The 10,918-nt window shown below is 74.6% G+C and carries 10 protein-coding genes; 3 read left to right on the forward strand and 7 right to left on the reverse strand.

Annotated features, from left to right (window positions below; all coding sequences use genetic code 11):
• Nucleotides 1-42: 42 nt before the first annotated feature.
• From ACZ43H_RS20315 to ACZ43H_RS20335, 5 genes are all read right to left on the reverse strand, one after another.
• Nucleotides 43-1,056, reverse strand: coding sequence for a helix-turn-helix transcriptional regulator (locus tag ACZ43H_RS20315; protein ID WP_464585946.1), 1,014 nt, complete (start codon nucleotides 1,054-1,056; stop codon nucleotides 43-45).
• A 10-nt stretch (nucleotides 1,057-1,066) separates the two neighbouring features.
• On the reverse strand, nucleotides 1,067-1,675 hold the full coding sequence (locus ACZ43H_RS20320; RefSeq protein WP_464585947.1) for a TIGR03086 family metal-binding protein: 609 nt from the start codon (nucleotides 1,673-1,675) through the stop codon (nucleotides 1,067-1,069).
• Nucleotides 1,672-2,646, reverse strand: a complete 975-nt coding sequence (locus tag ACZ43H_RS20325) for a sigma-70 family RNA polymerase sigma factor (protein ID WP_464585949.1) — start codon at nucleotides 2,644-2,646, stop codon at nucleotides 1,672-1,674. Before ACZ43H_RS20325 ends, ACZ43H_RS20320 begins: the two co-directional genes overlap by 4 nt.
• Before the next feature lie 92 nt (nucleotides 2,647-2,738).
• Nucleotides 2,739-4,280 carry a glycerol-3-phosphate dehydrogenase/oxidase gene (locus ACZ43H_RS20330; protein WP_464585951.1) on the reverse strand — a complete coding sequence of 514 codons (1,542 nt, stop codon included), beginning with the start codon at nucleotides 4,278-4,280 and terminating at the stop codon, nucleotides 2,739-2,741.
• Nucleotides 4,277-4,888, reverse strand: a complete 612-nt coding sequence (locus tag ACZ43H_RS20335; RefSeq protein WP_464585952.1) for a TetR/AcrR family transcriptional regulator — start codon at nucleotides 4,886-4,888, stop codon at nucleotides 4,277-4,279. The genes ACZ43H_RS20330 and ACZ43H_RS20335 overlap by 4 nt, the downstream gene beginning before the upstream one ends.
• A 17-nt stretch (nucleotides 4,889-4,905) precedes the next feature.
• Between ACZ43H_RS20335 and ACZ43H_RS20340 the strand changes: the two genes are divergently transcribed.
• Nucleotides 4,906-6,534 (forward strand): FAD-binding oxidoreductase, encoded by a 1,629-nt coding sequence (locus tag ACZ43H_RS20340; RefSeq protein WP_464585954.1) that lies wholly within the window; start codon nucleotides 4,906-4,908, stop codon nucleotides 6,532-6,534.
• Entirely contained in the window at nucleotides 6,531-7,490 is a 960-nt protein-coding gene (locus ACZ43H_RS20345) for a diacylglycerol/lipid kinase family protein (protein ID WP_464585956.1), read from the forward strand. The genes ACZ43H_RS20340 and ACZ43H_RS20345 overlap by 4 nt, the downstream gene beginning before the upstream one ends.
• A 75-nt stretch (nucleotides 7,491-7,565) precedes the next feature.
• On the opposite strand, the gene ACZ43H_RS20350 is transcribed toward ACZ43H_RS20345, so the two are convergent.
• Nucleotides 7,566-8,267, reverse strand: a complete 702-nt coding sequence (locus tag ACZ43H_RS20350) for a pirin family protein (RefSeq protein WP_464585958.1) — start codon at nucleotides 8,265-8,267, stop codon at nucleotides 7,566-7,568.
• Between the two features lie 15 nt (nucleotides 8,268-8,282).
• Between ACZ43H_RS20350 and ACZ43H_RS20355 the strand changes: the two genes are divergently transcribed.
• Complete coding sequence (locus ACZ43H_RS20355) at nucleotides 8,283-9,644, forward strand: GH1 family beta-glucosidase (RefSeq protein WP_464585960.1); 1,362 nt, start codon at nucleotides 8,283-8,285, stop codon at nucleotides 9,642-9,644.
• A 35-nt stretch (nucleotides 9,645-9,679) separates the two neighbouring features.
• Here ACZ43H_RS20355 and ACZ43H_RS20360 read toward each other — a convergent pair whose 3' ends face one another.
• Nucleotides 9,680-10,807 carry a MalY/PatB family protein gene (locus ACZ43H_RS20360; RefSeq protein WP_464585962.1) on the reverse strand — a complete coding sequence of 376 codons (1,128 nt, stop codon included), beginning with the start codon at nucleotides 10,805-10,807 and terminating at the stop codon, nucleotides 9,680-9,682.
• Nucleotides 10,808-10,918: the final 111 nt, after the last annotated feature.

Consider the following 10,918-nt stretch of genomic DNA (forward strand, 5'->3'; position numbering starts at 1 on the left):
GCACCAGTCTCCCTAACGGAGCGTTACAAGAAGCGGGCCAGTTCAGCCGCGGGTGCCGAGGGTGGCCGCGAGGCCGGCGCGCGAGGGGATCTCGAGCTTCCGGTAGACGTGGGAGAGGTGCCACTCGACGGCCTTGACCGTGACGTCGAGCCGCTGCGCGATCGCGCGGTTGGTCAGGCCGTCGGCCGCCAGCCTCGCCACCCGGCGCTCGGACGCGGTCAGCGTCGCCAGCACCTCGGCGCGCACCCGTCGCGGGGCCTCACCCATCCGCTCGAGCAGCCGGCGGACCCGGCCCTGGAGCGGCCACAGCTCCTGGTGGCCGGCGTACTCCTCGGCCGAGCGCAGCAGCGCCAGCGCCTCGGCGGAGGCCTGCTCGCCCGGGGTGAGGAGCAGCAGCCCGGCCAGGTCGGTGTCGATCTGCACGGCCAGCCGTCCGGTGGGGAGCCCGGTGAGCGTGGCCCGGGCGCGGCGCAGCAGGTCCAGCGAGTCGGCCCCGGCGTCGGTGGCGGCGAGGGTGCGCAGCGCCTGCGCGACGACGTACGGCGATCCGGAGGGCAGCACCAGGTCGAGGTGCTCGCGGGCCAGGCGGGTCGCCTCGGTGCGCCGGCCGAGGCGCACGGCGGCGAGCGCGGCGCCGGTGCGCCAGGGCACCAGCCCGGGGTCGACGTCGTGCTGCTCGAGGACCCGTCCCGCACGCTCGAAGTGGGCGGCGGCCAGCTCGGTCTCGCTGAGCGCCGCGCTCAGCTCACCCCGCGCGGCGTGGGCCAGGCCCGCGGCCGGCCCGGTCGCCTGCCCGGCGACGTCGTCGTAGTCCGCGAGCTCGTCACCGATCGCGAGCGCCTCGCCGAGGTCGCCGCGGGCGAGCCGGCAGTCCATGGCCGCTGCGAGCAGCACCGCCCGCTCGACGCTCCCGGGGGCCGGATCGGCGTCGGAACGGAACGCCTCCAGCGCGGCCAGCGCCTCGGTGGTGCGGCCGGCCCGGGCCAGCAGACAGCCCTCGAGCAGGGCGGGAGCGAGGTCGCCGGGAGCCAGCTCGGCGTGGTCGGTTCCCTGCATGGCGGCAAGGCTAGGGAGCCCGCCCCGGCGCCGTGCCCGGATTGCGGGGATTGGGCACCGGTGGACCAGTCAGGTCGCGGCCGAGGAAGGCGAGCAGCCGGGCGTCGTACGCCTCGTCCGCCGCCGGCCGCGCCGGGGCGAACCGCGATCCCCGGTCGGCCGGCGTCACCGCCTCCATCGCGACCGGCAGCAGGTTCCGGGCGAGCCGCTGGGGCAGTGGGGTCCGCAGGCCGGTGGCCTGGGCGACGTCCCAGCCGTGCACGGTGATCTCGAGCGCGGCCGTCGCGACCAGCAGGGCCGGGTCGACCGGACGGTCACCGACGCGTACGACGCCGGGCGCGGCCCGCGTCCAGGCGCCGAGCAGCGCGCAGGCCCGGTCCTGGAGCGTGGCGACGCGGGTGCCGCCGGGCTGGGTCGGGCTCACCGGCACCCAGCCCTCGGCGGCCTCGGTGAAGGCGAGGAGGGCGTCGTCCATGTGGTCGAGCAGGACGCCGAGCGTCCAGCCACGGCACGGGGTGGGGCCGGCGAGCGCGGTCTCGTCGACGGAGGCGAGGGCTCCCCGGGTGTAGGCCAGCGCCCGTTCCAGCAGCTCGACGGCCCCGTCGAGCGGCGGGGTCACCGGTGGTCCGCGACCGGCTGGTGGTCGGCGGGCAGCCGCTCGGGCAGCCCGAAGGTGGCGAACAGGGCGTGGTCGAAGAAGGCGCGCACGTGCCGGACCCGCTCGCCGTCGAGCTCGAGGACCTGCAGCTGGAACGGCACGAAGTCGCCCTTCTCGGAGCGCATGTAGAGCCCGTAGGCGGGCTGGCCGTTGGCCGAGGTCGCGAGCATCGGCATGTCGAAGGAGCCGCCGGGGCACTCGGTGCCGATCAGCCAGCCGATCTTGTCGGCCCCGCGGAACCAGCTGGTGAACGGCGGCATCTCCCACACCGCCTCGGCGGTGAGCAGGCTGACGATGGTGTCGACGTCCTTGCGCCAGAAGGCCTCGACGTAGCGGTCCAGCAGCTGGCGCTGGGCGGGCGTCAGGTCGGGCTCGACCGTCTCCTCGGTCAGGCCACGGTCGGCGAGCTGGGCGTGCGCGCGCTGCAGGGCGGAGTTGACCGCGGCCGAGGAGGTGTCCAGCGCCTCGGCGACCTCGGCGGCCGACCAGCGGAGCACGTCGCGCAGGATCAGCACGGCACGCTGCCGGGCGGGCAGGTGCTGCAGGGCGGCGATGAACGCCAGCCGGATCGAGTCCCGCTCGGCCACGACGACGGCGGCGTCGGGCACCGGCTCGAGCCAGGCGATCTCGTGGTCGGTCTCGAGCGCGTCACCGGCCATCGCGTCGGGCGTGCCGAGCCCGGCCGGCAGCGGGCGGCGGGGGCGGCCCTCGAGGTTGGTCAGGCAGACGTTGGTGGCGATCCGGTAGAGCCAGGTGCGCACCGACGACCGGCCCTGGAAGTCCGCGGACGCCTTCCAGGCGCGCAGGAAGGTCTCCTGGACGAGGTCCTCGGCCTCGTGGACCGAGCCGCTCATCCGGTAGCAGTGGGCCAGCAGCTCACGCTGGTAGCGCTGGGTCAGCGCCGGGAAGTCCTCGAGCTCGGTGGTGGTCACGGTGTGTCGCCCCTTCGTCGTCGACCAGTCTGCCTCGCAGGACAGACCGGCGTCGACGGTCCGAGTCATCGGTCCCGGGCGCCGACGTCGGATCAGCGGGCGGCGTGCGTGATGCCCAGGGCGCGCTCTGCCGCCGGCAGGGCGGCCTCGCGGTCGGCGGGGACGAGCCCGACCCGGGTGCGTCGGTCGAGCAGGTCGTCGACGTCGGCGGCTCCCTCGTGGGTCACGCCGAACAGCAGCTCGGCCAGGGTGACCGGGACCCCGTCGGCGACCGGGGCGAGCAGCTCCTCGTCGGCCAGTCCGCTGACCGCGCGGGCGCTGGCCAGCACCAGCTCGGCGTCGGTGCCGTAGCGGCGGACCAGCCTGGCCGGCAGCTCGAGCCGCGCCAGCGCCGCGCGAGAGGCGGCGCCGAGCAGCGGCAGCCGGCGGGTGCGGCACGGTCCGGCGACCAGGCCCGCCCCGGCCACGGCGGCGTCGACGGCGTCCTCGGCCATCCGGCGGTACGTCGTCAGCTTGCCGCCGACGACCGTCACCACGCCGGTCGGGGAGGTGAGCACCGCGTGCTTGCGGGACAGGTCGGCGGTGCTCCCGTCGGCGCTGTCCAGCAGCGGGCGCAGGCCGGCGAAGGCGCCCACCACGTCGTCGCGGTGCAGCTGGTGGGAGAAGGCGGCGGAGACCACGTCGAGCAGGAACCCGATCTCGGCCTCGGACGGCTCGGGCACGTCGGGCACCTCGCCCTCGACCGGCTCGTCGGTCAGCCCGACGTACACCGTGCCGTCCGGCTGGGGCAGGACGAGCACGAAGCGGTTGGTCTCGCCGGGCACCGGCGCGAACACCGACACCTGCAGGCCCGGCAGGCTCTCCTGGCGCAGCACGAGGTGGGTGCCGCGGCTGGGCCGGAGCGTGACCTCCTCCACCAGCTGGCCGGCCCAGACGCCCGCAGCGTTCACGACGGCCCGGGCGTGCACGGAGGTGGTGGCGCCGGTGAGCTCGTCGCGCAGCTCGACGCGGGTGCCGGTCGCGGCCAGCACCCGGGCGTGGGTGCGGACGTGCGCGCCGTACGCCGCGGCGGTGCGGGCCACGGTCGTGACCAGCCGGGCGTCGTCCTCGAGCTGGCCGTCCCAGGACAGCAGCCCGCCCCGGAGCCCGTCCGGCCGCAGCGCCGGGGCCAGCCGCAGGGTCTCGGTGGCGGAGAGCCGGCGCGGCCGGGGCAGCGTCTCGACGTCGGTGCGGGCGCCGCGGCGCAGCAGGTCACCGGCGACCAGGCCCGCGTGGGTGACGCCCGCCTGCAGGCGGGTCACCGCCGAGCCCAGGGGGACCACCATCGGCATCGGCCGGGCCAGGTGGGGCGCGGTCACCTCCATCAGGATGCCGCGCTCGACGGCGCTCTCGTGGGCGACGCCGACCTGCCCCTTGGCGAGGTAGCGCAGGCCCCCGTGCACCATCTTCGAGGACCAGCGCGAGGTGCCGAAGGCGAGGTCGTGGGCGTCGACGGCGAGCACCGTCAGACCCCGGGTCACCGCGTCCAGGGCCACGCCGGCGCCGGTGATGCCGAGGCCGACGACCACCAGGTCGACCTCCTCGGGCGCTCCCTCGAGGCCCGGGGTGATGCGGTTCCTGTCCAGGCGGCTCACGGCCGCAGCGCCCGGGTCAGCAGCAGCGTGAGCTCGGCGTCGAGCTCGGCCTCGGCTGCCTCCTCGTCGACCATCGTGTGGGTGGAGAGCACGAACCCGTGGGCGGCGAGCACCAGCCCGCGCGCGATCGCGACCGGGTTGCCGGCACGGACCTCGCCGGCCTCCTGCCCCTGACGGATCGTCTCGGCGACCATCGCGAGGATCGCGTCCTGCGAGCGGCCACGGCGGGCCAGCAGGTAGGGCAGCAGCAGCTCGGGGTCGAGCTCGACGATGCGCAGGAACAGCTCGTTCTCGCGCAGCGTGCGCACGGTGCCGACGACGTCCCCGACCAGCCGGTCCACCGTCGAGGCGGCGGGGTCCTCGTCGGCGACGGTCGCGGCGACCACGCCGGCCCACTCGCGGGTCATCAGGTCGCCGAGCAGCTGCTGCATGTCCGACCAGGAGCGGTAGATCGTCATCCGCGAGACCCCGGCCCGGCGCGCGACCTCGGTGAGCGTCGTACGCCGCCAGCCCAGGTCGAGGATGCAGTCGCGGGCGGCGTCGAGGTAGCCGTCGCGGGGGTTGGGCTCGCTCGCGGACCGGTCATCGTTGTGACGAAGTGACGTCATGTGTCACAGTGTAACGCATGACGCCTGAGACGGACCCTCGCGAGATGCGCCCTCCCGAGATGCACCCTCCCGAGATGCGCCCTCCCGAGATGCACCCACAGCGCTGGGGCGACCCGGCCGCGGCGAGCCCGCTGCCCGAGGCCGCGCGCGGCCTGATCGAGCTGGCCTTCGGGATCGAGGAGCGGCCGGCCGTCGAGCCGGCAGCACCGCCGGCATCGTCCCTCGACCCCGCGCTGGTCGAGCGCCTGCGCGACCTGCTCGGCGCCGACCACGTGCTCACCGACGACGACACGCGACGGCTGCGCACCCGCGGCAAGTCGACCCCCGACCTGCTCAAGGCGCGCGCCGGCGACCTGTCCGACGCCCCGGACGTCGTCGTGCGCCCGGACGGTCACGACGACGTCGCGGCCGTGCTCGCCCTCGCCGTGGAGCACCACCTCGCGGTCGTCCCCTTCGGTGGGGGCACGTCGGTCACCGGCGGCCTGGCCGCGCGGCGGGAGGGGTACGCCGGCGTGGTCAGCCTCGACCTGGTGCGGATGAAGCGGCTGCTGCACGTCGACCCCGTCTCGATGACGGCGACCCTCGAGCCGGGGCTGCGCGGCCCCGAGGCGGAGGAGCTGCTGGCCGGGCACGGCCTGACCCTGGGCCACTTCCCCCAGTCGTTCGAGTACGCCTCCATCGGCGGCTTCGCCGCGACCAGGTCCAGCGGCCAGTCCAGCGCGGGCTACGGCCGCTTCGACTCCCTCGTCGTCGGCCTCACCGTCGCCACCCCGCAGGGGCCGCTCACGCTCGGCAGCGCGCCGGCCAACGCCGCCGGGCCGGACCTGCGCCAGCTGGTGCTCGGCTCCGAGGGCGCCTTCGGCGTCATCACCTCGGTCACCGTGCGGGTGCGCAGGCTGCCGGCGGTCAAGGTCTACGAGGGCTGGCGCTGGCCGTCGTTCGCCGACGGCGCGACCGCGATGCGCACCCTCGCCCAGTCCGGGCTGCTGCCGACGGTGATCCGGCTCTCCGACGAGGCCGAGACCGCGATCAACCTCGCCCGGCCCGACGAGATCGGCGGCGAGGGGGCGGGAGGGTGCCTGATGATCACCGGCTTCGAGGGCGAGCCGGAGGCGGTGCAGGCGCGCCGGGACGCCGTGACCGCCGTGCTCACGGGCCTGGGCGGGACGGCGCTCGGGGAGGAGCCGGGCCAGGCCTGGGCGCACGGCCGGTTCCACGCGCCGTACCTGCGTGACTCGTTGCTCGACGTCGGCGTCCTGGTCGAGACCCTCGAGACGGCGACCTTCTGGTCCAACGCGGAGCGGTTGTACGCCGACGTGAAGGCGGCCCTCGAGGCGACCCTGGGCCAGCCGACGATCGTGCTCTGCCACGTCTCGCACGTGTACGAGACCGGCTGCTCGCTCTACTTCACGGTCGCGACCGCGGAGGGCGAGGCGCCCGTCGAGCGCTGGCTCGCGGCCAAGGCGGCCGCCAGCGACGCGATGATCGCGGCGGGCGCCACCATCACCCACCACCATGCGGTCGGGATCGACCACAAGCCGTGGCTGGCGCAGGAGATCGGGCCGGTGGGCGTCGGGATCCTCCGCGCGGTCAAGGCCGAGCTCGACCCGACCGGCATCCTCAACCCCGGGGTGCTGGTCCCGTGAGTGACCAGCCCCTGGGTGACCGGCCCACGAACGAACGGCCGGAGCCGGGCCCCCGGACCTTCACCTTCCTGGTGAACCCCGCCTCGGGCGGCGGGGCGGCGCCGGGCGCCGTCGTACCCGTCGCCCGGCTCCTGCGCGAGGCCGGCTCCACCGTCGACGTGACCTACTCGCCCGGGCCGCGGGCGATGCCCGGCCTCGTCGAGCAGGCGCTGGGTCGCGGCGACGTGGTCGTCTCGGTCGGCGGCGACGGGATGCTCTCCTCGCTCGCCGGGCTGGTCTCGGGGGCGGGTGGCACGCTCGCGGTGCTGCCGGCCGGCCGCGGCAACGACTTCGCGCGGATGCTCGGCCTGCCCGAGGACCCGGCCGGCCTCGCGCGGGTGCTCCTCGAGGGCGGCGTACGCCGGGTCGACCTGCTGGCGCTCTCCTTCCCGGGCGCAGCCGCGCGGGTGGTGGCCGGCTCGGTCTACTCCGGCGTCGACGCGCGTGCGGCGGAGCTGGTCGACCGGTCGCACCGGCTGCCCCGCCGGCTGCAGTACCCGTACGCCGCGCTGCGCTCGCTCGCGACGTACCAGCCCGGTCGCTACCGGGTCTCGGTCGACGGCGTGGAGCGGGAGTTCACCGCGGCCACCGTCGTGGTCGCGAACTCGGGCTACTACGGGCAGGGCATGAAGATCGCGCCCGCGGCCCGGCTCGATGACGGCAGGCTGGACGTGGTGGTGATCGAGGCGGCCTCGCGGCTGGAGCTGATGCGCTCGCTGCCCAAGGTCTACGACGGCTCGCACGTCGACCTGCCCGAGGTCACCGTGCTCACCGGGACCCGCGTCGAGCTGCGCGCGGACGCCCGGGTGCCCGTACCCGTCGGTGGGGACGGCGAGCCGCTCGGCGTGCTCCCGGGCCTCGCGGACCAGCCGGTCGTGGTCGAGCTCCTCCCGGCCGCGCTCCCGGTCATCTGTTGAACTGGGCCTGATTCGGTCGTGAGATGGGCCGGATTCGTGGAACGAGGCCCATCTCAACGCCGAACGAGGCCCATCTCAACGGGTGAAGGTCCAGACGAGCAGCTCGGTGGGCACGGCCGCAGTCAGCTCGAGCCCGGGCCGGTCGGTGATCCGGAACGCGTCGCCGTCACCCAGCGGCTCGGCCAGCGAGGAGCGGATCAGGGCACCGCGACCCACGAGCACGTGCTGACGGGGCTCGTCGGGCAGGGTCAGGGTCCCACCGGCGGGCAGCCGGGCCACCCAGAACGTCGCCGACGCCGTGCCGAGCCGTGCTGCCGCGTCGGTGCGGTGCCCGGAGGCGACCGGCACCAGCTCGCCCTCGGGCAGCGCCACCTCCGCGAGGGTGTACGCCGGCTCGGTGCCGGTCTCGTCCGGGGTCAGCCAGGCCTGCACGAACCGGGTCGGCCCGACCCCCGAGGCGGCCGTCTCGCGGTGCACGATCCCGGAGCCGGCCGACTGCACCTGGACGGTGCCGGGCCGGACGATCCCGGCGCGGCCCGTCGTGTCGGCGTGGTCGACCGCGCCCTCGAGCACCCAGGTCACGATCTCGACGTCGCTGTGCGGGTGCTCGTCGAAGCCGGTGCCGGCGCGCAGCCGGTGGTCGTCGAGGCAGACCAGCGGCCCGAACCCGACGTTGCCGGGGTCGTAGTGGCTCCCGAACGAGAAGGAGTGCCTGGTGAGGCGTCCTTCATCTCGGGTACTGAAGCGCTCCGAACTCCGGCGGATCTCCACGGTCACAGGCAGAATTGTGCCGTGTCCTCCCCCGAGCAGTCCCCGCCGTACCCCCAGCTGCCCGCCGGCTTCCGGTTCGGCACCAGCACCGCGTCGTACCAGATCGAGGGGGCGGCCGACGAGGACGGCAAGGGGCCGAGCATCTGGGACACCTTCTGCGCGCAGGAGGGCCGGATCGCGGACGGGTCCAGCGGCGCTGTCGCCTGCGACCACTACCACCGCTACGCCGAGGACGTCGCGCTGATGAAGCGGCTCGGCGCCGGCGGCTACCGCTTCTCGCTGTCCTGGCCGCGGATCCAGCCCACCGGCGCCGGCAAGCCGAACGAGAAGGGCCTCGACTTCTACGACCGGCTCCTCGACGCGCTGCTCGAGGCAGGCGTGCAGCCGATGGTGACGCTCTACCACTGGGACCTGCCGCAGGCGCTCGAGGACGACGGCGGCTGGCTCAACCGCGCGACGATCGACCGGTTCGCCGACTTCGCCTCGATCGTGGGGGAGCGGTACGCCGACCGGGTCGAGCACTGGATCCCGGTCAACGAGCCGAACGTCGTGACGATGCTCGGCTACGCCCAGGGGACGCACGCCCCGGGCCGCACCCTGATGTTCGACGCGCTCCCGGTGTCCCACCACCTGCTGCTCGGCCACGGCCGTGCGGCGATCGCGCTGCGGGCCGCCGGTGCGACGAGCGTGGGCTGCGCGAACAACCACGCGCCGATGTGGCCGGCCAGCGACGACGAGGCCGACGTCGGCGCGACGAAGCTGTTCGACGCGCTGTGGAACGGCATGTACGTCGAGCCGATGCTGCTCGGTCGCTACCCCGCCGACCTGATGCCGCTGATGGAGGACGTGATGGTCGAGGGAGACCTGGCCACGATCCGCCAGCCGCTCGACTTCTACGGCGTCAACTACTACAACCCGATGAAGATCGCCGCCGCCGGCGAGGAGTCGGAGATGCCGTTCGAGTTCCGCGAGCTCGTCGGCTACCCGACGACCGACTTCGGCTGGCCGGTCGTCCCCGACGCGCTGCGCGAGTGGCTGATCACCCTGCGCGCCCGCTACCGCGCTGCGCTGCCGCCGATCATGATCACCGAGTCCGGCTGCTCCTACGTGATGGGCCCGGACGAGCACGGCGTCGTCGACGACCAGCCGCGGATCGACTACCTCGACGCGCACCTGAACGCCGTGGCGACCGCGATCCGGCGCGGTGTCGACGTCCGCGGCTACTACACGTGGTCGCTCCTGGACAACTTCGAGTGGGCCGAGGGGTACGCCCAGCGGTTCGGGCTGGTGCACGTCGACTACGAGACCCAGAAGCGCACGCCGAAGCGGTCCTTCCGGTGGTACGCCGAGATGATCGCCGCCCAGCCCCAGCACAACGGCTGAGCGCAACGGCTGAGCACAACGGCTGATCACGGCGGCTAGCCCGTCATCGCCTTCGCCAGCCGCAGCACCACCTGCTCGAGCCGGTCCGCGCTGGTGGCGATGTTGACGCGCGCGTGTCCGGCGAGCCCGGGCTGGTAGTCCTCGCCCGGCGCGATCCTCACGCCCTGCTCCAGCGCGACCGCCGCCGGGTCCGTGTGCCCGTAGCCGCGCAGGTCGAGCCAGGCGAGGTACGTCGCCTCCAGTGGCCGGGTCCGTGCGTCCGGGAGGTGCGCCGCCAGCAGCTCGCCGAGGAGCTCGCGCTGGTCGGCCAGCCGGGCCACCAGCGCGGCGTGCCAGTCGTCGCAGTCGCGCCACGAGGCGACCGCGGCGATCATCCCGAGCGGCGAGTAGGCGTGGTTCTGCGGCAGCGGGACACCCCGGAGCCGGGCCCGGTCGGCCTCGTCGAGCACGGTCACGTGCGCGGTGTGCAGGCCGGCAGTGTTGAACGTCTTCGAGGGGCTGGTGACCAGGATGCCGCGCTCGTCCACGGAGAGGTACGGCGTGAAGGTCGCCCCAGGCAGGGTGAGCGGCCCGTGGATCTCATCGGCGACCACGCGGACGTCGTACCTCCCGGCGAGCTCGGCGAGCGCCTCCAGCTCGACGCGCCGCGACACCCGGCCCAGCGGGTTGTGGGGGTTGCAGAGCAGGATCGTGCGGGCGCCGGCGCGGAAGGCGTCCTCGACCGCGTCGAGGTCGAGGGCGGCGTCGGCCGTGTCGGGGTCGGTCCCGACGGCGACCAGCTCGCGCCCGGCGATCGCGACGACCTCGCGGAACGGCGGGTAGCAGGGGACTGGGACCACGACCGGGCCGGGCGGGCAGAGCACCTCGAGGGCGAGCCGGATGCCGGCGATGACGTCCCCGACGACCACGCTCGCGTCCGCCGGCGGGCGCCAGGACCAGTGCCGCTCCGCGAACTCCGCGAAGGCCGCGCCGACCCCACCGTCCCCGAAGGGCGGGTAGCCGGCGGTCCCGCGGCGCACGGCGTCGGTCACCGCCGTCACGACCCGCGGCGCCAGCGCGTAGTCCATCTCCGCCACCCACGCCGGCAGCACCCCCGGCTCGACCGCTCCCCACTTCAGGGGCAGCGCGGCCCGGGCCTCCTCGTCGCCGAGATCAACGATCATGCTGTCGAACCTAGCCCGGCCCGGAACATGTAACGCTCCGTTAGGGGCTCTGGTGCGCCGTTGTGGCGGGGCACCAGTCTCCCTAACGGAGCGTTACAAGTGGTGGAGCGC

It is taken from the genome of Nocardioides sp. DN36, assembly GCF_055380375.1.